General features: G+C 52.1%; 17 protein-coding genes and 1 tRNA gene. 15 read left to right on the top strand and 3 right to left on the bottom strand.

Annotation, left to right across the window (positions count from 1 at the left end):
- Nucleotides 1–42 precede the first annotated feature (42 nt).
- From ABXT62_RS09200 to ABXT62_RS09175, 6 genes are all read left to right on the top strand, one after another.
- Complete coding sequence (locus ABXT62_RS09200) at nt 43–1500, top strand: coniferyl aldehyde dehydrogenase (protein ID WP_415354943.1); 1458 nt, start codon at nt 43–45, stop codon at nt 1498–1500.
- Between the two features lie 89 nt (nt 1501–1589).
- Entirely contained in the window at nt 1590–2606 is a 1017-nt protein-coding gene (locus ABXT62_RS09195; protein WP_415354942.1) for an LLM class F420-dependent oxidoreductase, read from the top strand.
- Nucleotides 2603–4132 (top strand): hypothetical protein, encoded by a 1530-nt coding sequence (locus ABXT62_RS09190; RefSeq protein ID WP_415354941.1) that lies wholly within the window; start codon nt 2603–2605, stop codon nt 4130–4132. The genes ABXT62_RS09195 and ABXT62_RS09190 overlap by 4 nt, the downstream gene beginning before the upstream one ends.
- Before the next feature lie 12 nt (nt 4133–4144).
- A complete protein-coding gene (locus ABXT62_RS09185; protein WP_415354940.1) occupies nt 4145–4384 on the top strand; it encodes a hypothetical protein in 240 nt (79 codons plus the stop codon).
- A gap of 317 nt (nt 4385–4701) precedes the next feature.
- The gene (locus ABXT62_RS09180) at nt 4702–5469 is read left to right on the top strand and encodes a CDP-alcohol phosphatidyltransferase family protein (RefSeq protein ID WP_415354939.1); all 768 of its coding nucleotides are present in this window, start codon (nt 4702–4704) and stop codon (nt 5467–5469) included.
- A gap of 434 nt (nt 5470–5903) precedes the next feature.
- Nucleotides 5904–6950 (top strand): hypothetical protein, encoded by a 1047-nt coding sequence (locus ABXT62_RS09175; protein ID WP_415354938.1) that lies wholly within the window; start codon nt 5904–5906, stop codon nt 6948–6950.
- A gap of 238 nt (nt 6951–7188) precedes the next feature.
- Here the strand turns inward: ABXT62_RS09175 and ABXT62_RS09170 are convergent, their stop codons facing one another.
- Nucleotides 7189–8385, bottom strand: coding sequence for a serine hydrolase domain-containing protein (locus tag ABXT62_RS09170; protein ID WP_415354937.1), 1197 nt, complete (start codon nt 8383–8385; stop codon nt 7189–7191).
- 324 nt (nt 8386–8709) lie between these two features.
- Here ABXT62_RS09170 and ABXT62_RS09165 point away from each other — a divergent pair, with 324 nt between their 5' ends.
- A complete protein-coding gene (locus ABXT62_RS09165) occupies nt 8710–9822 on the top strand; it encodes a glutathione S-transferase family protein (protein WP_415354936.1) in 1113 nt (370 codons plus the stop codon).
- A 120-nt stretch (nt 9823–9942) separates the two neighbouring features.
- Here the strand turns inward: ABXT62_RS09165 and ABXT62_RS09160 are convergent, their stop codons facing one another.
- On the bottom strand, nt 9943–10998 hold the full coding sequence (locus ABXT62_RS09160; protein WP_415354935.1) for an alpha/beta hydrolase family esterase: 1056 nt from the start codon (nt 10996–10998) through the stop codon (nt 9943–9945).
- A gap of 650 nt (nt 10999–11648) precedes the next feature.
- Between ABXT62_RS09160 and ABXT62_RS09155 the strand changes: the two genes are divergently transcribed.
- The 5 genes from ABXT62_RS09155 to ABXT62_RS09135 all read left to right on the top strand — a co-directional run bounded on the left by ABXT62_RS09155 (nt 11649) and on the right by ABXT62_RS09135 (nt 19679).
- Nucleotides 11649–11725, top strand: a tRNA-Arg gene (locus ABXT62_RS09155).
- A 338-nt stretch (nt 11726–12063) separates the two neighbouring features.
- Nucleotides 12064–12312 (top strand): helix-turn-helix domain-containing protein, encoded by a 249-nt coding sequence (locus ABXT62_RS09150; RefSeq protein ID WP_415354934.1) that lies wholly within the window; start codon nt 12064–12066, stop codon nt 12310–12312.
- 133 nt (nt 12313–12445) lie between these two features.
- The gene (locus tag ABXT62_RS09145) at nt 12446–14461 is read left to right on the top strand and encodes an AAA family ATPase (RefSeq protein WP_415354932.1); all 2016 of its coding nucleotides are present in this window, start codon (nt 12446–12448) and stop codon (nt 14459–14461) included.
- A gap of 736 nt (nt 14462–15197) precedes the next feature.
- Nucleotides 15198–15437 carry a hypothetical protein gene (locus ABXT62_RS09140; protein ID WP_415354931.1) on the top strand — a complete coding sequence of 80 codons (240 nt, stop codon included), beginning with the start codon at nt 15198–15200 and terminating at the stop codon, nt 15435–15437.
- Nucleotides 15438–15476: 39 nt separating this feature from the next.
- The gene (locus tag ABXT62_RS09135; RefSeq protein WP_415354930.1) at nt 15477–19679 is read left to right on the top strand and encodes a VWA domain-containing protein; all 4203 of its coding nucleotides are present in this window, start codon (nt 15477–15479) and stop codon (nt 19677–19679) included.
- A gap of 642 nt (nt 19680–20321) precedes the next feature.
- Here ABXT62_RS09135 and ABXT62_RS09130 read toward each other — a convergent pair.
- Nucleotides 20322–20708, bottom strand: coding sequence for a hypothetical protein (locus ABXT62_RS09130; RefSeq protein WP_415354929.1), 387 nt, complete (start codon nt 20706–20708; stop codon nt 20322–20324).
- 528 nt (nt 20709–21236) lie between these two features.
- Here ABXT62_RS09130 and ABXT62_RS09125 point away from each other — a divergent pair.
- The 3 genes from ABXT62_RS09125 to ABXT62_RS09115 all read left to right on the top strand — a co-directional run bounded on the left by ABXT62_RS09125 (nt 21237) and on the right by ABXT62_RS09115 (nt 25156).
- Nucleotides 21237–21890: a hypothetical protein gene (locus ABXT62_RS09125; RefSeq protein ID WP_415354928.1), complete on the top strand. Its 654-nt coding sequence runs from the start codon at nt 21237–21239 to the stop codon at nt 21888–21890.
- A gap of 299 nt (nt 21891–22189) precedes the next feature.
- Complete coding sequence (locus ABXT62_RS09120) at nt 22190–22876, top strand: leucine-rich repeat protein (RefSeq protein ID WP_415354927.1); 687 nt, start codon at nt 22190–22192, stop codon at nt 22874–22876.
- A gap of 222 nt (nt 22877–23098) precedes the next feature.
- Nucleotides 23099–25156: a hypothetical protein gene (locus tag ABXT62_RS09115; RefSeq protein WP_415354926.1), complete on the top strand. Its 2058-nt coding sequence runs from the start codon at nt 23099–23101 to the stop codon at nt 25154–25156.
- Nucleotides 25157–25339: the final 183 nt, after the last annotated feature.

Here is a 25339-nt window from a genome sequence, read left to right as displayed (position 1 = left end):
GTCAGTCATGCAGCTCACTATAATAATACGCGAGGACATACTATGAACGCTCTTGAACGCACTGACACTGACGCGATTACAGAAAGCCTGATGAAGGTGCTTAACACTCAGCGTGAAGACTATCTCAACGAAGGGCACGTCAGCGCTGAGGTCCGTATCGACCGATTGCGCCGTGGTATGACCTCTGTGCACCGGTTTCAGGACAAGTTGGTCGATGCGCTCAACACGGATTTCAGCTGTCGTCCGCGTGAATTGTCTATGATGACGGACGTCGCCGGTAGCATTGGACCTTTCAAAAGTGCCATAAAGCAAGTTCGCGGCTGGATGCGGCCGGAGAAACGCAAAAGTATGTTTCCGCTAGGCCTGTTTGGCGGTCGTTCCCGCATCGAGTACCAGCCTCTGGGTGTCGTGGGCGTCATCAGCCCGTGGAATTTCCCTGTTAACTTAACCTTTGGCCCTTTGGCGGACATTCTCGGCGCCGGAAATCGCTGCATGATTAAACCTTCTGAATTCACGCCTTCAGTATCCGAAGTCATGGCCGAGTTGGTGAGTGATGCCTGGGAAGAGCAAGAAGTCGCGATATTCACCGGTGGCCCAGAAGTTGGAGCAGCCTTTAGTGGCTTGCCCTTTGATCACCTGCTATTTACTGGAGCAACTTCTATTGCCCGCCATATCATGGCTGCAGCGGCTAAGAACCTAGTACCTGTTACGCTCGAATTGGGCGGCAAGTCCCCGGTACTTATTAGCCGCAGCGCTGATATCAAAACTTCTATCAGTCGTATCATGTTGGGCAAAACCATGAATGCTGGCCAGATCTGTCTAGCGCCAGATTACATGATGGTCCCCGAAGAAAAACTCGATGAAGTCATTAGCGAAATCAAGTTAGCGGTAGCTGGCATGTACCCAACGATGCTGAAAAATCCGGAATATACGTCTGTTATCAATGATCGACATTTCCAGCGACTGCAGGAAAACTTAGCCGATGCCGCTGAAAAAGGCGGAGAAGTGATTTCACTGGCGCCTGCTGGTGAAGACTTCAGTAGGCAGGACGGAACCCGCAAAATAGCGCCCACGGTGGTGAAAAATGCCACCGACGATATGCGTATATTGCAAGAAGAAATTTTTGGCCCGCTATTAGCCATTAAAACCTATAAGGACTTCGGCGAGACTATTCGCTACGTTAACAGCCAGCCCCGGCCACTGGCGCTGTATTACTTTGGCAGCGATGCCAACGAAGAGCGCAATGTGCTGGATCGCACAACGTCCGGCGGGGTGTGCCTGAATGACGTCATCATGCACATCATGCAAGAGGACCTGCCTTTTGGTGGTGTCGGCCCGGCCGGTATGGGGTCCTATCATGGTCATGATGGGTTCAAAACCTTTAGTCACGCCAAGGCGATCTATAAGCAGGCAAAAATAGATGTCGCGGGTATGGCGGGTATGCGGCCACCGTATGGCCCTAAAACCCAAAGCACTATCAAGTCACAAATCAAGCTCTGATAGAAACATCGCAGCTGCTCCGGCCGTCCTATTGGCGGCCGGTTTCGGTTTAAGCACCAACACATTCTTAAAAATACATCGGAGGTCGCATGGGCGATTTGAAACTGGGTCTCGCCCAGGGTTACTGGGGGGCAGCACCCAACCCCAATTTTGTAGAAATGGCGCAGGAGGCGGAGCGTCTAGGTTATGACTCAGTGTGGTCAGCAGAGGCCTGGGGTAATGATGCCTTTACCCCTTTGTGCTGGATTGGCGCACAAACTAAGAAGATTAAACTGGGCACCGCAGTGGTTCAGCTATCGGGGCGTACGCCGACGTCTTGTGCGATGCATGCCCTGAGCCTGGATTTGTTGTCGGAAGGGCGTTTTTCATTGGGCCTTGGTGTTTCTGGCCCGCAGGTAGTAGAAGGCTGGTACGGTCGGCCATTCCCTAAGCCATTGGCGCGGACCCGCGAGTATATTGACATTATTCGCCAGGTATTCGCGCGGCAAGGGCCTGTCACTAATGCGGGCCCTCACTACCCGCTGCCCTACCTTGGAGCAGATGGTACCGGTTTGGGTAAAGCTCTAAAACCGATCACACACCCGCTGCGCAGTAAGATTCCAATTTTTATGGGTGCCGAGGGTCCCAAGAATGTTGCGCTGGCAGTCGAAATTGCCGATGGTTGGATTCCCTTGTTCTACAATCCCTACGATGAGAGCGTTTATGAAGCATCGCTGAAAAACATGCGTCCTGATTTTGAGATTAATCAAATGGTCAGCGTTAATATCACCGATGATATTGCTGCCGGCTTGTTGGCGGTCAAGTACTACCTTAGTTTTTACGTCGGTGGTATGGGCGCTAAGACTGCCAATTTTCATAAAGACTTATTTTGTCGTATGGGCTATGAAGAAGAAGCCAACAGAATCCAGCAACTATTCTTAGAAGACAGACGTGACGAAGCGGCTCTGGTCATTCCCGATGAGCTGGCCGACGCTTTGGCGCTGATTGGCCCCAAGGATCGTATCAAGGAGCGCCTGCAAATCTGGCGTGATTCAAAAGTAACGACTCTGTTGGTGGCCACAACTGACAAGCAGCAGTTGCGGGATATGGCTGAACTTATCCTGTGAATGTGTCTGCGGGGGTTCTGTCGGATTCCACCCCCATTTTGGTTGGGGCCGGCCAGGTTGTTGAGAGAGAAGCGAACGACATATCGCCTATGGCGCTGGCGTCGCAGGCCGCCGTGAATGCAATTAAGGATTGTGAAGCTACCGGTAGTGCGGCCGTGATCGCAGAGGCGATCGACACCATCTGCGTGACTAAGCTGTTCTCTGATATGGGGCGCCTGTGGGCGGGCAAATGCGGCCGTAGTGACAATCCACCCGAGTCTATCGCAACGTGTATCGGCGCTAGCCCGGACCATCGCATCTATACGGAGACCGGAGGTAATCAGCCGCAGTCGCGGTTGATTGAGTTTGCCCGCGCCATCGCCCGTGGTGAACGTTCGGTAGTACTGATGGCCGGCGCAGAAGCGATCAAGAATCAGCGTCATGCAGAACGTAATAAACGCGAACTCGACTGGAGCGAGCAGTTTGAAGAAGTGCTAGAAGATCGAGGTTTTGGCGAGTCGTCCGCAACCTCGCAGGAAATTAAAAATGGGCTTTACAATGTCGTCTACTATTACTCTTTGATCGAGCAGGCCCAGCGTCACGCCGCGGGGCGCAGCATAGAAGAACATCGATATGCGATGGCGCGGTTGCTGGAATCTTTCAGCGCTGTAGCCGCGGGCAATCCCTACGCCCAGTTTGCGGGTAGTCAAAGTGCCGAAGAAATACTCGCTGCACCGGCCATGACCCATCTCTACAGTAAACGAATGATCGCTCAGGACGGCGTGAATCAGGGGGCAGCGTTGCTAATGTGTAGCATTGGAAAAGCAAAGCAGCTAGGTATTCCCGAAGCACGCTGGATTTACTTGCACGGGCTTGCTGAGGGCTGTGAGTTAGAGGTCACACGCCGTCCCGATCCGGGGGTCTCGCCAATGGCTGGCCTGGTCGCCGACAAAGCTCTGGCCACCGCGGGTATCACCATCGCCGACATTGATCTGATCGATATTTACAGCTGTTTTCCCTGCGCGGTGACATCGGTAGCGACACATCTAGGGTTGCCAATTGACGGTAGCCGTCAACTCACTCTAACGGGTGGGCTGCCTTACTTTGGCGGTCCCGGTAATAATTACAGTATGCATGCTCTTGCAGAAGCTGTTTGGCAGGCGCGGGAAAAACCTGATAGTTTCGCCATGGTGACGGCGAACGGTGGCATGTTGTCCAAGCATGCCAGCGGAATTTATTCACGCAAGCCCAGCAGTATTGATTGGGGCAACACTGAAACGGACATTAGTAGTAATGAATTGCTGGCCTGTAAGGTGTGCGCCGACCCACAAAGCGGGTCAATCATCTCTTATACAGTGCATCACGACCGAGAGGGTGGTGCGCATGCAGTGATTATTGGAGAGACGATTAGTGGTGAACGCTTTGTTTCTCGTACTGCCAAAGATGATAACGCAACAGCCTTCGCGATGTTGGCACAAGACCCGACCGGGAAAAAGGTGAAGGTCACCGCGCCGGACGATGAGCGTCTATATTTCGAACTTGGATAAATGAGAATATAGATGGCATGGAATATTAGCGAAGCGATCTATCAGATCGGTGCCAGCGAGATAGGCGACTGCGGTAAGGTTCGTCAAGACGGTACGCTTATTCTGCTGGCGGACTACAAGATGGCACGAAACATTTTTGTGATTAAATCGCTGCAGCATGGACCGAATGGTAAACCCGACTATCCTGGTATCAATGCGGATGCAGCAGCCCACGTCGAAAAAGTGGTTTTAGACGGTATATCGGCTCTCTGAGCTGTCAGATAATGTCGGATCACTTGGGCAAATAAAGCCATATCGGAGTCATGGCAGCTAGTTCCGGATCTGTGAAAAGGATTTATGTCTTATTTGTTGGATCGTATTCGATTGTATTTTTTCCTGTAACGGTCATACTGCGCGCTGATTTTACTGATGCAACCCTAGGCATAAAAGAGCATTAAAAAAAGCCGCATCGGGCCTTGGACGGTCGGTAATCGCCGCGGACGAGACTGGGTAAGCTCTGCCGTCAGAGTCTGTTTATCCTTCATATCGCTAAAACATACACATTGTCCGTAGGATATATATAAACGAAAATGTCTAAACTACCCACCGAGCATCGATTTTTGGATCTGTCTGATTACGGCAGACCGATTGCCCGCCAGATCGCTAATGCGCTGAAAGACACCAATATGACGCCAATACACGTCACTTTGCTGTTTATTGTTGCGGGTATTATTGCAATAGCGTGCATCATCAACCATCAATATTGGGCGGCGTTTTTTTTCCTCATCGTAAAATCGATTTTAGACGCCGCTGATGGTGAGTTAGCCAGAGTTAAAAGAACGCCGTCTTATACCGGTCGTTATTTAGATTCGGTCGCCGACATTATCCTCAATTTCTTCTTCCTGCTCAGTATTTGGTATGTAGCAGAAGGGTCGATACTATTCATGTTGATGGCTTTTTTAGGCCTGCAGCTACAAGGCACGCTGTATAATTATTACTATGTCATTCTCCGAAACAAGGTTAACGGCGATAAAACCAGTCGTGTGTTCGAGCATACGACGCCTATTGCCATGCCTGGAGAGCAGCAGCGTCATGTTGATACTTTGTTCGGCGCCTATTATCTTTTGTACGGCGGGTTCGATAAGATTATCTTTTGGTTAGACAAGAAAGCCCCGGTTGGCGAGCATATGCCGAAATTACTGATGACGGCTGTCTCTTCATTTGGGCTGGGGTTTCAGTTGCTGGTTATGGGTGCAATGCTATGCCTAGGTTGGGCAAACTACATAATTCCTTTCTTCATTAGTTACACAGCTTTTATACTCGTGTTTATAGCGATACGCCGCCTAGTCAATAGGTGAGTGAACCTAAATACTTGTGTGCAGCCTACAGACCTTTTCTGTCATATGCCTCCCTGTTTCGCGTGTTGAGAAGAGCGCCAGCATCTGCTTAACGCTGTCGTAACTTCAGGGTGAGTGGGTATTCTCGGTGGGGTAGGGTGGTTGCCAGAGGTCAAGCGCTAGAATCTTGGTGTCAGGCTAAAGTAAATTGTTAGTAGCCTCTTGAAGCGTGAACGTTTGCTTGAGCACTGGGCTCTCCCCTGTGCCGACAGGTTTTATGGTCCAAATCTGTGTTGTAGCCGTCGCCAACTGAAGAGAGATTGAAGATCTTCTTGCCGGGCAACGTATCACTGTCAGTCGCAAATCAGTTTGTCGCCGGCACCTAAAGTGCTCGTTGTGTTCAAGCGGCAGGCGCGTCATTAAATTGGGTAATTTATGTGCAGGACCCATTCAACATGAATATCAATACCATTAGCGATACTATTTTGGATGAAACCAGTTCGCCCGAAGCGTTGCGCGAAGCGCTGGACGCCTTTGTTGCGTCGTGTAGTGAGATCACCAATATCCGGCCTGATCCTAGCTTTGACGCCTGGGCCGAGGATTCACTGTTGGATAACGGCGTTGCCATAAACCCGCAGGCAGCGGCTCACTGCGCGATAGATTATCAACGTAGCGTGGTTTTTATCCGCGGTGTTTATGCTGCGATAAACGCACTCAAAGCGCGTTTTCCCGACACGCCGCTTGAAATTCTGTACGCGGGCTGTGGTCCGTTTGGCACGCTGCTATTGCCACTGCTTGGCCGATTTTCCCCTGGAGAACTCAAGGTCTACCTATTGGATTTTCACCAACGCTCACTGGATAGCGTGAAGCTTCTGCTGGCTAATTTCGGGTTTTGTGCCCATGCCGTCCAAACTGTTAAAGCTGACGCCTGCGACTATAAGCACACAGGGAAGCTGCATCTGGTAATCGCTGAAGCGATGCAAAAGTCACTTGAACAAGAGCCGCAGTTTGCGGTCACAGCCAATCTGGCACCGCAGCTATGCCCCACCGGTGTATTCATCCCACAGCGTATTGATGTGTCCATGTGTCTGGCTGACCTAGAACATGAAAAAGCACTGTTCGGTCAATCACAGAAAAAAGACAGCAATGCGTTGAAAAAGAGCACTAGGCGTTATCTGCTGGAGACAGTCTGTACGTTAATTCCTGAGCATGCCTTCGACCAGATGCAGTTGGCCCAGACCAATTCAGACGGACTACGTTTTGAGCTAGAGCCGACGATCGTAGTCATTCCTACGATGGCTGACATCGCCGGACTCGACGCCGCGCTGTTTACACGTATCTGCGTATTCGGACGGTATTGGCTCAAGGACTATGAGTCGCAAATCACACTGCCACTCAAATGCCATGAGCTCTCACCTTTGGCCGGCGGGGAGCGCTACCGGGTGAGCTATCAGCTGGGTAGTTATCCCAAGTTTCACTTTGAGCGCCTGAACAGCAAATAGACGCGTGTTGCAGCCGACAGGCTAAAGGTCCGTAGCGAGTAGAGTCAGCTCATTAATACACATAAACGCGATCGATTCTTTGCGCTGCGCGCTTTCTAGGTAACATCAGCTACGGTGTTTGGAACAACGTACCGTGGGTCAGTATGGGCAACACTATTGATGGCAACGAGGCGTCGCGGGCGGATGAATGCATAGCCGTATTGATGAGAGAGTCCGCTAGTGGTTAGTGAATAAGCATCTATCGCAAATTCGCCTCGGCATCGACTGCTGCCTGGACAGATTTGTAGAAGGCCTCTCGCTGGGCTCCTACCGTGTCGTAATCCGTAGCCTTGGGCCAATTACTGTTTGAAGCGATAACCAGCTTGCGTTTTGGGTCGATAAAAATACCCTGCCCGAAGATACCCTGAGCCGCAAAACTTCCGTCATCGTCGGTCCACCATTGATACCCATAGCCCTTACCCGGATGTCCGATGTCGGCTTGCCTAGTCGTGGCTGCCGCAATCCATTTCTCGGGTAGCACTGGCTTGCCGTCAATCTGCGCCCCTGCAAGCATGAACTGACCGAAACGCGCAAAATCCCGGGTTGACGCCTGAATGCAGCAGCCACTGATTTCATGTCCCGTAGAGCCCAACAGCCAACTCCCATTGTGTTCCATGCCAAAGGGAGCCCAAATCTTTTCCGAAAGATAAGCCGATAGCGTCTTACCCGTCGCCGAACTGACTAAGACGCCAATCAGATTAGTTTCGCCGGTCTTGTAAGCCCACTTGTCGCCTGCGGGCGCCTCGCGTGAAAGCGTGCGCATATAGCTGACGGTTGCATCGACTCCGGGCTCCGCTTTATGTTCATTAAAAAGTGCTACGTCGCTATTTTTGTCTTCATAATCTTCATTCCACCGAACACCCGATGTCATGGTTAGCAGCTGTTTGATCGAAACAGCATCATAGGCAGACCCTTTTAAGTGCGGAATATAGTCGGAAACCTTATCCTCTATACTCTTGATAAATCCGTCTTTGATTGCCGCACCCACCAAGGTCGACGTAAAGGATTTAGCGACTGAGAAGCTGGTCCATTGACCGTTGGCATCAAAACCAAGCCCATATCGTTCCAGCCGGAGCTTGCCGTCCTGAATAATGACCAGCCCCGCCGTCCGTTGCTCGCGCATATAGATCTCGACATTCATGGGAATGCTGATCGGTGCGCCCCTGGGCATTGGAAAAGCTGTGCCCCCCGCCTCAATGACATTCGCTTCGGCCAAAACCGCTACGGCGTCTAGAGAGCGAAACGCAGCATCACGTTGCGGTACGGTCCAAAATAGGACGTTACGATCTGTCGGTAAGTTGGCGAGAAGATTGCGCATGCCCTTATCCGCAGTAAAATACGCAAATCCCAACCCTGTCACGACCACGACCAATATTCCGACTATCCATTTCCACATACACCCTCCTAAATGTTTACTCTATTGCCTACATTATCTGCATGGCGCCTCAACGCCATCCTGCGGCCAGCATCATGACTGCTATCGATGCACGTGGGTTTGCTGCGGCAGTTGCAGTGATTTCCCCCCATTGGCCATTGAGCCTTTGATAGCGAATATCATAGCTTTACGTTATCAGCTTTGTATAGAGACTTTGGGGTTCTCTTCTCTGTCTCGTTTGTGCCTTGTGGGATGGAGCTTTTGGTAGCATTGGAATTAGCACTGGCTGGCGCCATCACACAGAGTATTTTTGTATAAGAACCAGAACTTGTTTATTGTAACGCCATGAAAACTCGCTATACCGTCTATAAATCCGACATCTCCTATTTCAGTGGCAAGCTGGAAGCGTATTTACGCTATAAGGGCATCGTTTATAAAGCGGTAGAGTGTGGCCAGCGCGAAATGAAAAAAATAGCCCAGACTACCGGTGTGAAAAAAATGCCCGCCGTAGAAATGGACAATGGCCAGTGGTTGTTCGATACCACCCCGATGCTGGAATGGTTTGAGCAACAGCACCCCGAACCATGTACTACGCCAGATGATCCCGCCTTGGCATTCCTGGCCCTGTTGATAGAGGACTATGGCGATGAGTGGTTGTGGCGGCCGGCGATGTGGTGGCGCTGGGTGCCTCGTGCGTCCCGTTGGGCGGTGGGTTACGCCATTGGGAAAGCCTTTGCACCAACGTTATTAGCTCGGCCCCTGGGTTGGGTTTTTGGCCGCCGCCAACAGCGCGAATGGTTGTGGGGAGACGGGGTTAACCTGGCTAACGAAGCTTCCGTGCGCGATATGCTATTTAGGGAGTTTGAATTCTTAGAGCGCTTACTGGCCAGGCAGCCCTTTCTATTGGGTAGCCACCCCAGCGCGGCAGACTTTGGTTATTTCGCTTCGATGTTTCGTCATTTCGGCAATGACCCAGACTCCGCGGAAGTGATGCGGCGACAAGCCCCCAATACCTATGAGTGGCTGGCACGATTATGGAATGCTTCAGCGGATAAATTGCCCAAAGCGATCGAATGGCAGTGGCCAAAGACACCTGAGTGGCAACCATTCCTTCAACGCATTGCCGCCGATTATCTACCCTATCTGCACCAGAATGCGCTCGCCTTCCAACGGGGTCAAAAACGCTTCGACTTTACCGGCCACAGCCTGGCATTTCAGGGCACCAAAACCACTAATTACCGCGTGTATTGCCGTGAGCGTTTACAGCAGCAGTATCTGCAGTTGACGACAGCGGATCGAGACAAGCTGGAACAGCTGTTCAAATCCGTTGGCGGTTTGGGGAGTTTACAGGCAGATGGCGTGATTGTTTCAGGGCTCGCAGAGAGCTTCATATTGCCCCGCGAAGCTAAGAGTGGAAGGTCATCTTTCAAGTGGATACGAAGTCAGCCACGAAATTAATCGACTGGACGAAACTTGATTGAGGGCTAGCGGGGTGGCAACGGGTAGTCGAGGGATAGCCAGACACCCATAGCATTGTGTTAATGCAGTGCTAGGGGTCCCGTGCAAAAACTCCAGAACTTAGTTTGTTCTGCTATGTCGGATCATCCAATCAACGACTGAATTCATGCCCTCAACGTCATAGGGAATGGGTATGTGCGGGCTGCCAACCATGGTCCACAGTTCTGCATCAACGCCGGGCGCGCAGCCTGAATAGCGGAGTATTTCTGTTTCAGCGCCATCGATACTGGCGTCTACATTTATATTCTCTGGCTTAGAGGGGTTGCTGATGTCGCAACCGGCAAGCCCAGCAAAGCGAGCGATGGTTTCAGTAGCGCTAGGGAAACCACGCATTACGCTACCTGCATAAGGAATGACGCTATCTTCATCACCGTGCATTGCGAGAACACTCACCGGGTACTCCGCCGGCATGCAGCTGGCAGCGTCTTCCCAGGTAGAGCCAGCGAGGCTGACTACTGAGGTCACCAGGTCCGAGGCTTCGCATGCCATTCGTAGACTCATAAAACCGCCATTGGAATGACCGATCAGCCCAACACGGGAGGTGTCGATGCTGTAGTTCGCTGCTGCTTTTTCAATCAGTCCTCGAATATAGGCAACGTCGTCGATTTGGTCTTCTTCATCTGGCCCAGCGCAACAGGAGGGGGTCGCGTTCCAGTAACGGCGGCCAGATTCATTCATGGTGCCATCGGGAGTGACCAGTACAAACTGTTGAGTATCAACGCGTGTATTTAGGCCAAAATACAACGACTGAACGACACCGTTGGCGCCAAAACCATGCAGCAGGATAACCAGTGGATAGAGGGTCTCAGTGTTATAGTCTGAGGGAATGCTCACCTCGGCTGGCCGCGCATCATCAATCGCCAGCCTGGGGTTGGAGGCGCATGACTGTGTGTCAGCGCAGCCGCTTAGATAAGGAGCTACAGTGGTAGTATCTGTGCCAGATACGGCAAAAGTGTCTGTGTTCGATCCATCTGAGCAGGCTGATGCAATCAGGACTACGAGCAGACTCAGTAGAGAAAGTGAGGGCTTGATGCGTGCTGATGCGCGATAAAGGTTTATAACGTCATTACGAATGGTTGCCACAGGCTCAATTATGGTCAATGTTAGATCCGTCATCAGGGCTTTTTTCTCATTTACAAAATAGGCGACCGATGCGCAATCAGAGGCAGCATCTGATCTATTCTTGTGGCAAATTATTCGATATTTTAATACTGTTAACAACATCATGTTGGCTGCAAATTTGCTTGTTGTCAACCAAGGACACCCAATGCTCACTCGATTGAAAATCGCCTGGCGTTGGTCTAGCGCAGTTGCGCTAAAGACCAGCTTTTCAATAGCATTGCTATGTTTTAGGTATCGTAGAAACTCGGCGTCACTCATGATTAGAAGCCTGTTATAGCATGAGTCAATTTTGTACGTTGTAGCAACATCTTAAAGTGGATAGCACGGTATAGGTGAGATGTGTCTGCCGCAGACGGCGTCAGAACGCGAGCGCGGTGCATACGGTAGCCCCGATCCGATGAATCCATAGGCGTGGGGGTAGGGGTAGGGCAGATAGCCCGCCTGGGGGTATACCCGGTCGCCTGCACTCTCTATACTGCGGAAAAGCAGGCTGTGCCTTTTGGTTCACGGGCGCATTTTGCTGCGACTGCCACTATCGAATGAATCGACTACTGTGGCCACATCATGGCCTGCAGCGAGTTGTCAGGGTAAGTCAGATCAGGAATAAATAGGGCAAAGATCTATAATTGTCACAGGTTTAAAGCGCGCCCTTAGCTCAGCTGGATAGAGCAACGCCCTTCTAAGGCGTGGGTCGATGGTTCGAATCCATCAGGGCGCACCATTAAACTACTGATTTATATAGGATTTGTCATTTAGCTCATTTTGCCCTGAAACCTTGAGGGACGCATGAGGGACAATTTCGCCGCTGATTAACATTCCACGCAGCATTTGCGCCCGATTTTCGGGTGAATTCTAGACCTCACTACAATTTGCCCTGAAAACAGCTAGGCCCCCGATCTAAGGCGGCAGCCCTCTCACCATAGGCAATATCGCCCCAGCAAAATCTCTGTGCTCAGACAGCCGCAAACTTGCCCCTAAAAATTATTTTCACCGCAGTAAGTGTGGACGCCATCCCGTGGGTTGATACTGGATTCTCATTCAATCCAGGAAGACCTAACCATGTCCTATAACGAACCAAAGCAAATCAATGCTAAAGACTTTCTTGATGACCTTATTACACGCAAAGAAGCAGCGCGTTTATTAGGTCTTAAGCCCAATTCAATGACGCGTCTGCACAATCGGGGCACGCTTCTATTGCTGCGCTATAAGCGTGGCCGGCAAATTCTCTACAGTCGCAATCAACTGGCTGAGTATATCCAGCAAGGTAAGACATTGCCGTGCCAAGGAGACAATCATGGAGTCAATTGATAATGATAACGGGGCCCCAGTGCTGTCGAATGGTGAGCTCCTGGTTCCCACTAAGCATCTGGCAGTGCCTGCGAATGATTTGGCGATCGCGCTTGAGAAAGACGCTGGATTAGGGTCAAAGATGGAGGGAGAGATGGACAAGAAAATAATTGCGAAGCCCAACGAGGCGGCTCGGGAAGATTTTCTAAGACAGTCTGGCGATGAGCTCCTCAGGGACGGGTGGTATAGCGGTTATATTTTGAACGTATCGAGCAGCAGAAATTCAACGGATACGGGTAAGAATACGATTTTTGAATTCAGCATCACGGGTCCGATTGAAAGCGATAAGAAGCTTTATGAAGTCTTTCCCAAATATAATCCAACGGCGAAGTTTCCAACAGGTGCCTTAAGCTTGAGCGTCAGTCTAATTTATGACTATCAATTAGAATCGATCTTCCAATCGTTGAAGCTCTCCGAACGAGAACTGTTGTTTACAAAGTATGAAAATATACCGCTCAACTTTTTTGTTAGCAATGGTGATGAATGTAGGGCCCCTTCGAGGAATAGAATTGTAGCCTACGACACATACGATCAGATGAAGCTTGGTCCCCTCGGCGCCCACGACGATACAATTCCATTTCCCAACTGGGTGCTTGAAGTTCCTTTAGGCTCGGTGCGCAATAAAAGTGACACCGAAAAGGCCAAACTCGCGGAGCGTTTGATGGCCGAAGCCGACCGGATAATGGATACAGAATATGAATATTGCAGAAAAGAGCGTGAGCGAGCGGAGGCAGAAGTGGCAGAAGAAAAGGCCAGAGCAGAGGCCCAGCGTATACGGGATGAAAAATGGGAAGCTGGTAGGGAGGAGCGCGAGAGGCTGGCGGCTGAGAAACAACGGATAGAGGACGAGGAATGGGAAGCTGGCAGGGAGGAGCGCGAGAGGCGCGCGAGGGAGGAAGACAAGGAGCGTCATGACAAAGCCATGAAAAACCTTGGGCTTGAACCCATATCGGCTAAGGCCCTCAAGGATCAACATGTACTTAAACGCCCCAAGATGTTTGGCGGAACGCTAGAGCGTAGAGTGGTTACTGTTCTCAGTGGTGCGGGTGGTGTGGGCAAGTCTCTCTTTGCGCTTTCTATGGCGTTGGCTATGACATCGGGAAGAGACCTTACAGGTTTCGTGGGCGGTGGCAGCGTGGACCGCAGAAAAGTCTTAATGATCAGCAACGAAGACAGCAAGGAGGAGCTGATTCTTCGATCAAGAGGCATCTGCAAGGGTGCCGGTCTGTCTGGAGAGGAGGAGCAAGAGGCTTTTGACGAGTTGTTGCTAGTCAGTGGATCGAAGAAAAAACTGATTTTAGCGCGCAAAGCAAAAAACGGCGCAATGGAACCCACGGAGGTTGTAGGCTTAATTGAGGCTATGTGCGACAGGAATTATATCAGGGCAATAGTAATCGACCCATTAGTCTCGATTCACACGGGTGACGAAAATTCCAATGTGGATATGGAGCAGGTAATGGGCATTCTCCGTGGCCTCGCGGAAAGAACGGGTGCTGCCGTGTTAGTACTACACCATATCCGCAAGTCATCTGGTAGCTCGCCCAACGTGGATGACTCTACGCGCGGAGCTAGTGCTGTTGTTAACGCGGCCCGGCACACAATGCTGCTGACGTCCTTGAGTAGTAAAGACGCCAGTAGGTACGGCATTGCGGAGCTTGAACGCGGGTTATATTTTGGTGTAACTAGTGGGAAAAATAACTACGGGATCAAAGATGGCACCACGACGTTTTTTAAAAACAAATCTATCGACGTGCCAGTGATAAGTTTAGCTGCACAGGACAACGAATATGCTGCTAGTGACCCGTGCGGGTACCCCGTCATGGTTGACCTTGAGTCTGGCAGCGGCGATAAGCCTAGTACGATTATGCCTGTGCATGTCGTCCGGGTGCTTCAGCAGGCGGATGCCAGTTGGCCGGCGATATTATCAGATTACTTCGAAGCATTTTCTGAGGAATGGGGCGTCGCTAAGAGCGGCGTATACGATCGGGTGAAGTGTCTTCCAAGCGCCAAGGAAATGAAGGCAGAGGTCAAAATCCAGGGGGTGCTGTATGGCGTTTGGACAGAAAAAATCGACGGGAAAAAGGCGCTTCTTAGGGAGATAATCTCGTGATTTGCGTCCTCGTTAGAAATGTACTTCCCGGCTTTACGACCCGCTTCCAAAAATATCCGCAAAGCTTATACCTAGTAGCCCTGCGGCCGTTTTTTTCTTTGCTTTTCGGGTGGTTATCTAAAAGCGTCCGGAAAGTCCGTGGAACATGCCATGGAACAGTTAGTAGGTATGGGCTTTCCGGCTTTCCGACTTTCCGCCCTAAAGGGGAGGGAATCCGTAAACCGGTTCCAGCCCATTAGGCGGCTGAGGAGCCGAGGTGTCTCTGGCTGGTCTGCACTTCGTTTCGGCCAGGAGTCGTTAGTCTAGTTAAGTGAAGTTCGATATGAAATGTTTGTTCAGGCATTTCGGTCATTCTGAGTTTTGCTGGAAAAACATTTGGGGTGCTGGGCGAAGTACGCCAAATACAATTTCCTTGAGCCTCTATGTTGCCCCTGGTACGACGCAAGGATGTGGTCGCCCCAATGAGGGTAGGGGGGTCTAAAGTCTAGCCACCGGCCTTGTAAATACCGTTAGGGTAGTCACATTTTTGTACATGCAAAATTAGAGTGAGGGGTGAACACTTTGAGGCTTTGGCATTCTTAAAAAATCAGTCGGGGCACTTACTGCGCCACCATAAATAGGGTTTTCCCTACTCTATTGCCAAAGATTAAGCTGTATTATCAGGTGAGTGAACAGCTATACCGATATCCAGCAAAACGACTATACTGACTGCAACAAGAATAAAAGGAAAATAGGCATGTTGTTTAAAAAGCTCCTAGCATTTCTCTGTCTTACACTGTCTCTTAGTGTCACTGCTGCCCCGATTGAATACACAGTGACTGGGGAAATGACAGGAACCTTTACATTCGACCCAACGACAAACGCCTATACGGATGTGAGTCTTATTCTTGATTCGCAGTTTATTTGGACCCTGTCGGATCTTAGCTTCGGGGGGGACGCCGGTTATCCGATTGGAAAGTCCGCAGCAAAAAACTAAAAACCCAATGCCACTGGCACAGTGCGGAGAAAAACAGTGATGCAAAGCGAAAAAATCGATGCGGCAGCTTCACCGAGGACAGGCGCTGTAGCGCTGTGCTTGATGATGGTTGTCTTTTTTTGCAGCCCCGGCTATGCACTGACCCGGCAAACTGAAACCCCCATAGATAATCCTGATTTGGTGCAAGCCTGCGGTCTGAATGTGCTCATGGTGCTCGATGAATCTGGCTCCATTGGCAATAACGCCGATGACGTGCAGGATGCCTTCACCGCCTTTGTTGATGCCCTGAAAAATACCAGCTCTTCTATGGCGGTAGCGGAGTTTTCCAAAGTGGCAAGACTACCCGCTCTGGGTCCGTTTAGTCCTGGCGAATACGTGACCATCACTGATGCGACTGAGACGTTCTTTGATGACTATATCGCGACCTACAATCCCGGTGGCAATACCAACTGGGAAGACGGCTTGCGCATGGGTATTCCCAATCATGCGCCGCGCCCAGATTTTACTGTTCCCCATTTAACGGTGTTCATCACCGATGGGGATCCAACACGAATAATACGCACCGACCGTGTCACCGACTCCGAATATAAAAACAAAGTTCCCTTAAACGACAACGAAACCACCTCAGCCGATAAAAATCTGGCGGCGAATCGAGCAGTCGGCAACGCCAACAATCTGAAAACTCAACAGTCGCATATCTTAGTTGTCGCTGTAGGCAACGGCGTAACATCAAGTGCATCACTCAGCCGCATACAAAAAATTTCAGGGCCGGATGTCTATCCCAACGGTAACTCAGACCCGTTTGATATCACCACAGACGATGTCTACCGAGAGCCCGACTTCAACCAGCTCGAAGACGCATTGCGCGAAGCGGCTTTTCAGCTGTGCTCACCCTCGGTGACTATAGAAAAGCGGGTCGATTTAACGCCAGACCCCAATTCCACCGCTGATGCAGTACCGGGGGGCAACTGGAGCATTGCAGGGACTGTTAGCGTCCCGGCAGTGCTGGACTTTGCGTGGGTACTGCCGGTGAGCGAAAATCCTGCCGCAAACGACACCAAAACAACAGGTACCGACGCGTCTGGTTTTGCGACGTTTCAGTGGCTGCCCACTGCTGCCGTTGGCGCATCAACATTTACCGCGACAGAAACGGTACAGGCTGGATTTCGCAATGACCAGACAGCAACCACCTGCACCTATCGCACGCCCGACCAATCCGATACAGGCCTCAACCTGAGCACAGTAGGCGACGGAACGTTTACCGCTGAGATACCTGCGGAGTCCATTGTGACGTGCCAATTACTCAATATTGCGATCCCCGCGCCGGCGATTTCGTTGCAAAAACGCACCAATGGCAGCGATGCTGACACGGTACCGGGGCCGACTATTGCCAGTGGTAAACCCGTATCCTGGACCTACGATGTGACCAACCTCGGCAATACCGTGCTCAATAGTGTGCAGGTCACGGACCAGGTAACGTTGCCCATAGCAGCGAGCGGTGGAACAGTTTCGGTGCAGTGCCCCAAAAGCATACTGATTCAGGGTGAAAGTATGCAATGCAGCGCCACAGGCGTAGCGGGCCAGCTCGAGAGTGGCGGCAACTTTACCGGCCAGTATGGCAATGAAGCAACAGTCACGGCGACCGACAGCACGGGCATCAATGTGAACGCGACGGACCCCTCACACTATCTGGAGGTGGAACCCGGCGTTGAAATTCAAAAATCAACTAACGGCCAGGACGCAGACAGCAGGCCAGGCCCCTTGATTGATGTCGGGCAACCGGTTACCTGGGAATACCGTGTATCCAACACGGGTTCAGAGCCCCTATCCAATGTGGTTGTCACAGACAGCGAAGGCGTCTCGGTGATTTTTCAGGACGGCGACGCTAATAGTAATAACCGATTAGATTTGAACGAAGTATGGCGTTACACCGGCCAGGGGAATGCCTCGTCCGGTCAATATCAAAATATCGGAGAGGTCTCTGCCAATGGCGCCAGTAAAACCGTTGTTGATCAGGATCCCTCGCATTATTTTGGGGTGGCAGCGGCGATTGCCATCGAGAAGTCGACAAACGGCATTGACGCAGACAGCCCACCGGGGCCGACTATAATAGTGGGCGACCCGGTCACCTGGCAGTATGAAGTCACCAATACCGGCAATACCCCCCTCATTGGGTGGTCCGTCTCCGATGACCAGGGTGTGAGCGTAAACTGCCCAAATATTATTTTACCACCGGGCAGTTCTGCCAGCTGCTTCGGCGCAGGGGTTGCACAAACGGGGCAATATGCCAATGTCGCCACCGCTATTGCGCCAGACCCCGGAGGCGGGCCGAACGTTACAGCAACTGATCCGTCTCACTACTTGGGTGCTGCCCCCGCCATTACCCTGGAGAAATCCACTAACGGCGAGGATGCAGACGATCCAAAAGGTCCCATTATTGCTACCGGCGATCCCGTGGCATGGAGCTATGTTGCGACAAATACCGGTAACGTGCCCCTGGGATCGCTGCTGGTAGTGGATTCCCAACTGCAAAGCGGCGACGTTACTTGCCCACCGACCCCCGTGATACTGCCGACAGAGTCGGTGACTTGCACCGCCAATGGCATTGCCCAGGCAGGCCAGTATCAAAATACAGCACTGGTGTTGGCTGTTCCCTCCAACCCACTTGCGGGACCCGGCAGCGCGGTGGCTGACATCGATCGCTCCCATTACTTTGGCGCTGCACCCGGTATCGCGATCGAGAAATACACCAATGGCCTGGATGCTGATCTACCCGCAGACGCCGCTTTTATCCCTATTGGCGACCCGGTTGACTGGGTCTACCTCGTTATCAATACGGGCAACGAGCCACTGCTCAATATACAGGTGACGGACGATCGGGGTGCAATACCGCTGTTGGTCAGTGGTGATGACAACAACAATAATCAGCTGGAAACCGGTGAAACATGGCGTTTCGAGGCTATAGGCATTGCCGCTGCGGGTGACTACGCCAATATCGGCACTGCAACGGCCGCTGACGCGCTCGGCCTCAGCGTCACCGACACCGATCCTTCGCATTACTTCGGGTTTGTGAACGAGATTACCGTTGAGAAAAGTACGGCTGGAGTGGGCGTTACTGCGCAGGATGCAGATCTACCACCTGGCCCGAACCTTCCGGTGAACTCCGCCGTTACCTGGACCTACGTGGTCAGCAGCAGTGCAACTGCCAGCCCGATAAGCAATCTGCGCCTCACCGACGATCAGCTGGGCGAAATCACCACACCACCAGCCGGAGACACCGGTAATGACGGTATTCTTTCTCCCGGTGAAATTTGGACCTACACGGTTACCGGCACCACCGTGGCAGGGCAATATGCCAATCTTGCCGAGATAAGCGGCGTTGGAGTCGATAATGTTGAAGTATCGGATGTCGATCCATCCCATTACTTTGGCGGCGACTCATCGCCCGCTCTAACGTTGGAGAAATACACCAATGGGCAAGACGCAGACACCCCGCCTGGCCCCCTCCTCTCTATCGGCACTGTGGCCAACTTTGTCTACGTGCTGGAGAACACGGGTGACGTACCGTTGCTGAATGTGGCTGTTGCTGATGATCAGGGAGTTAACGTTGACTGCCAGGGCGGCAATCCTGTTCCGCGTATCGCGGCCGGAGCACAGGTAATCTGCAATGGACAAGCCACTGTGTCCAGTGGTCAGTATGCCAATCTGGGCAGCGCCACGGGCGTCGATGATTTTGGTGACCCGGTTGCCGCCAGTGATCCCAGTCATCACTTTGGCGTTCTACCTTTCAACCCGGGTGTTGACGAGCCAGGCATTAGCATTGAAAAATCCACCAACACCGTGGATGCCGATAACCCCTCCGGCCCCAAACTCCTGGTGGGTGATACAGCCAATTTCATCTATGAGGTAAGCAATACGGGCACTACCGTGCTGGCTGACATTAGCGTAGTCGATGACCAGGGGGTGACCGTGTCATGCCCCGGCGGTAGCCCGATTCCCATACTGCAGCCCGGGGAGACGCAAACCTGCACCGGTGATGTGACAGTTATCGAAGGACAATATAAAAATATCGGATTGGCCACTGGCCGCGCAACAGACGGCAACACCTATTCCGATGAAGACCCTAGTCATCACCGGGGCGTGCTGACGCTCACCGGCGTGCCGATCTTGTCCGGGTATTTGTTGTTACTTCTGTGCATTTGTCTCGGCGGCATAGGCGCGATCGCAATGCGCCGCCGTTAGTTTGGCAGCACGCTGTCGAGGACTCACAGGGTCAATTCAGGAAAAGCGGCCGTCACGTGTCAGCGGCAAACCCGCGCTTAAATGATCTTCTGCCGAATAGGGTTTGATCGTTGCTGCTGTGTTTGCCGCGCCAAGCCGTGTTTAGGATCTGCGAGTGGTGATATCACCGCCAGCCAATGAAAAGCACTATGGACTCGGGGCGCTTGAACGCGCATTCCCGACATCACCCTTTAGCAGTGTTCAAAGTCCTTTCGCCCGCGTTTATGCACTGCGTTGATCACTGCCGCCAGTGCGACACCACACAGCACGCCCGCGGTATTAGCCAACATATCTAGTCATTCTCCATACCGATTGACATACGGTTGTATCAGCTCGATTAAGCCGCTGTAGCCGATGAAAAAGACGACCAGCCACCGCCAGCGATAGGGTTGGCGTAATGCGACAGGAAAGACTAGGGCCGAAGTATAGGACAAATAAACGGCCTGTTGGTAGTAGATTTACTGACTGATGCCCCTAACTGAACTAAAGAAATTCGCGACATACCCGCCTACTGCCCTGAAAAGTTGTTCGCTGAGGTGACCGGGCAATTCATCTTCGTGCATTCCTGAACGAGAGCCCGCAGTAGTCCGTGCCATGGGGTTTTCAGTGGCGTCCCTGCTGATGAAACTCCGTCCCGGCGCAAAGAGACAGCGTGGTAGGTGGCGCCCTGGTTGGCGGTACCAGAAGGGGCCGGGCAGGGGCTTCCTTTTCCGTCTCGCGAAGATGGGCCAGGATCCGGTCGGTGACGTCCTGGTCCTCAATACAAGCGATGACTCTGACAGATCCGCCGCAGCGGCTGCAGACTTCAATGTCGATATTGAATACTCGCTTGAGTCGCTGGGCCCAGGTCATAGCCGCATGACGCTGGATCGATGAGACGACGTCACTATCGGCAGGGCGCATTGCACCTTTGCCTCGTTTTGCTGGAGTGACCAGTCCGCGCCAGCGATGGTTCGGCGCGAGGACGCCATGATAAGCAGCATAATTCAAAACATCTAACCCATAGCGGCCTCATAAATAGCATGCCCGAAAGTGTTGCAACGCCCGTCCCCACCAGCCCACTATGGCTACGGGGCATCATGGCAGGTCTGCTGTCGCTAGTAGGCATGAGTAAGCTGCGTAAAATCTGAGCCTTCTCAAGCCCGCCTAGTGCGGGTTTTTTGTTGGCTGTTGTATTAGGCGAGTAAGTGATTCTGCCGAGCTTCCCAAGTGAACGCATCTGATGTTCCACCCCGTATCGCTCTATGAGTTAGTAAACATGCGCTGCGGCCCATAGCCGACGTCCCCCACCTGGCCCCTGTGGTGCGCGAAAAGGGGCTTGTCTGAGTTGTACGTTTAGTTTCTCCCTCGACCACCACGGCATCACTTTCAGGCCCGCAGCACCCCGCGCTGCGGCCGTTGACGCCGACGAGTCGTCTGGTAGAATTCACGCAACGCAATGCAATCACGGACGGCGCCTCCAGTGACAGCTATCTCAGCAGCACTGCAGCGAGGCATATGTTTAAGTCAAGGAGCTTCATGTTCATCGCCAGTATAGAAAAAGATAAAGAGGGCTACTACATCCACATTGATGAGGAGCTCACCGACATGGCTGGCGTGGAAGCATATCACCCAGATATGAAGTGGGAGCGCATGGAGCTAGCCAAAGGTATGGGACTGTCTGAGAACCATCAGGAGTACATCCTTGAGCTAGAACACAAGATGCTCACTAAACACCAACCCATCAGCAACAGTGTAAGGGCAGCAACGTCCAGTGGCTGGATGGAAGCGCTTACGCATAGAACACCGTTACGAGGTGGTGGCTTCCGTTCTAAATCATATGTAGTCAGCCCATCGTCGCACTACAACGGCTGGCCCTTGCTCTTAAACAACCATTTGGAAGTGTTGGAGCTACCCAATGGTCACCACCTGACGCGCACAGACTTGTCGGTGCTCAACATGTTTGTCCAAGGCTTACCACGTAAGGTTATCGCACATGGCACACAGTCAACGGTTAAGCGCGTTGAGAACCGCTTAGCAAGGATCAAAGACAAACTCACACCTGAAGGGCAGCGAGCTCACAGCTTGGCCCAGCTCCTAGTGCTGCATCGTCTAATGCCTTTTCTCATGGCGACCAATGATTGGTTTGCGCTCGAAACTGAATTCACACAGCACGTAGCGCACACGAGTTAATCAGGGGCATTTCCCTCCTCTGCGGGGGCTCTTGCACCCTGTCACACCAAGCAAAAACAACCTATTCTATGTGCTCTTTCGCAGAGTCACTCAGCAGTCTTCTATACATACATATCTATCAATACTGAATTTACACAGCATGTAGCGCACACGAGTTAATCAGGGGCATTTCCCTTCTCTGCGGGGGCTCTTGCACCCTGTCGCACCAAGCAAAAGCAACCTATTGTTTTTACTCTCTCGCAGAGTCACTCAGCAGTCTTCTATGCATACATATCTATCGATTACGGATGATGTTCCCAATGACCCGCACTACAACAGCACCACAGCGTGGCGTAGTCGCCTCATTCGCACTCTTGCTCATTTCGATGCTGTCGGCTCAGGCATTGGCGCAAACATTTGATTTCGATGGCATCACCTATTACGTCAACCCCTTCACGATCGCGACTGATGTCGAAGTAAGGGGCCGTGCATCGCGCAACACTACAAGGGATATAGTGATTCCTGCCACTGTTGTGGATAGCGGGACAACCTATAGCGTTACGAGCGTTGGATTTCAGGCTTTTCGCGCCAACGGCCTCACCAGCGAGACCTTTCCAGAGTTCATGACGCTCATTAAGGGGGGTGCTTTTCGCTCCGATTTCATAACCAGCGTGACCTTTCCAGACAGCATGACGCTCATTGAGAATGCTGCTTTCTTCGACAACAGCGCCCTCACCAGCGCCGCCTTTTTAAGAGATTTCGGAATATTCAGCCTCGCAATGTTTACCGTCACTCCCAAGCTAGGGAGCATCACCTATGCTCAAGGCGCTACGGAATGGGATGACGTAACCTTTACCCGTGGGGGGAAGGATAGCCTCACAACGGAAGAGGTGGACTGTGCGGCTCCAGTACCCGCAGTCACACCTTTAGCCACAGCGGCTTGGCCGGGGCAGGCAGCAGTAGGGGCCGATAGGGTAGCGCTGCCTTGTTCCTTTTTGCGAAAATGAGCCAGGATGCTATCGATAACGTCCTGGTCCTCAATACAGGCGATGACCTTTACCGATCCACCGCATAATGCAGTGGTTCAATGAAACCGGACGCCAACATATATCTAAGCAGGGGCGGGAGGGTGAGGGGCAACTGCCCCGTTGCAATCCACATCAATTTTTGCTTCTATTAATATGTTTTTGCAGCGGACAGTTCACACAATAACGCGGGGTATCCAGCTTATGAAATCTATGAATTCGTCTATCCAATATCGAGTCAGTTCTTTGAATCTCTGCTCATTGCTAGGAGGCGTTTCTATCAGAGGTGGCATTGCCGCCTTGTTACTGGGGACACTGGTTACGAGCCTGCCCGCTTTAGCCCTTGATATGAAGGGGGCGTTGACGCTTGGTGGCAAGGCAGTTCCGGGCGCTAAAGTGACGCTTTGGAGAACTGCAGGGATGGATTCTCCACAGAATATTAGAGAGACTTCTAGCGATGCCGAGGGAAACTTTGAGCTACAGAACCTTACTCCCAACGAGGAGGGTAATATCTATTACATATCAACCGCTGGTGGTGTCCGCGAAGATGTCGCTCTGATGTCGGTGCTCGGTGCAACACCGCTGAGTTCGGTAGTGATCAACGAGCTGACCACCGTAGCCTCGGTGTTTACCAGTGCCCAGTTTATTGATGGCGTGGAAATTAGCGGCAACCCCCTGGGTGTCCGAATTGCAGCTGGCAACGCCCCGAATCTGGTCGATCCCGTTACAGGGAAGTGGGGTAAGGTGTTGCTTGACCCTTTAAATAGTACCCAGAATACGACGCTGGCTCGACTAAACACCCTCGGTTCGATGATTGTTGCTTTTGGCACTACTGCCGACGACGCTTGGCGCGCAGCATTCCTCAATGCGACTGCAACGAATGAGGTTCCGGTAAACACGCTGGAAGCATTGTCGGGCATAGCAAGAGCCCCATGGGCGAACCCTGAGGAGTTGTTTAAACTTTTTGATGAAGCCTACCCGCAGCCAGAGGACGGCTCCAGACGAGAAGCACCTAACGTGCCGTATCTGGCTTATGCCCCGAAAGATTTTGCGATGATTCTATCGTTCGCGGGGGGCGGCATTTTTGCCCCAGGCAAGCTACAGGTCGATGTCGAGGGAAATATTTGGAGCGGCGTGAACTGGATGCCTGGATCGCAGTCGGGCGTCTATCACAACATCGGGGGAGGCACGATAAAGTTGTCATCTAACGGCACCGCCCTGTCGCCACCGATCACTGGTTTTACCGGAATGGGCGTCGATGGCGTCGGATGGGGCACGGGCATGGCCAAGAACCGTGTTTGGGTTTCGAGCTTTAACGGTTCGATTGGAGTGATGGACCTAGAAGGGCGGCAAATTGGCAAGGAATCCGACTTTCCCATGGCCGGAAAAGTCGGGGACTTGATGGGCGTTGGTGTTGCCGATAATGGTGACGTCTGGATTGCTGATGCTACCAAGAATCAACTGCTCCATTTCCCCAGTGGCGAGATCAATGACGGAGTAGTCGTGAATGTAAAGGGATTAAAATCGCCCTTCGGCATTGCGATTGATGCACAGAACCGCGTCTGGGTCAGTAGCTCGCAGTCGAACATCGTGACCCGATTCCCAGCCGACGATCCTTCTAAGGCCGAGTCGTTCGAGGTGGGGGTGATTGCCCGTGGAGTCGCTCTCGATTCGAAAGGTAACCTATGGGTAGCTAGCAATATGTCGCCAGGATTCCCTGCGCCAACCTTGCCGGCTGGGACGCCGGTTATGAAGCAATTTCAACTGATGACAGAGCAGATGCTGCCAATAATGGCTAAAGGGACAATTTCGGCGGAGAGTCCAACCGGGGTTCTTAACATGATCCGGCCCGACGGATCGCAGCCGGCTCCAAAGGGTTTCACCGGTGACAAGGGCGTGTTTATTCCATGGGGTGTATCAATCGACGGTAATGACGACGTGTGGTTTGGGAACTTTTGGGGTCGTGGCGTTGGTCTGATGGCGGGCGACGATACCCAAGGGCACCCGGAGGGTACCAAGATTGGTGACGTTATCCACGTCTTCCAAAGCGGCAGCATCCAGATGATCACCGACGTTGTGGTGGATCAGGCGGGCAACGCTTGGGCAGCGAATAATTGGAACGACATTGACGCGGTGGTTGACAACGTGGACCCGGCTCGCGCAAGCACCACCTTCGGAGGTGGCACAGGTATCTCCGTCATTTATGGTGTCGCCAGTCCTGTGAATGCTCCTGCCATTGGAGAAGCGCGCAAACCGAAGTAGAAATATAAATCGGTTGTCGAGGGTAACTGGCTGTCCAGAACATGGTCGCGTAGCGGTGCCATCCTTGCGAGCACTCCCTGGGCCATTGTCTCTTAGCGATGTTAGCGTCCGCCGCTATTGCTGCAATCTTTTTAGGTTTTGTAATGTTTATGCAGACTGGATGTTGTAACGCCTCTACATCAA

This window comes from Halioglobus sp. Uisw_031, from assembly GCF_047729875.1.
Taxonomy (GTDB): Bacteria; Pseudomonadota; Gammaproteobacteria; order Pseudomonadales; family Halieaceae; genus Marimicrobium.
Note: the sequence above shows the minus strand (reverse complement) of the source record. Positions and strands in the feature narration are given on the sequence as shown.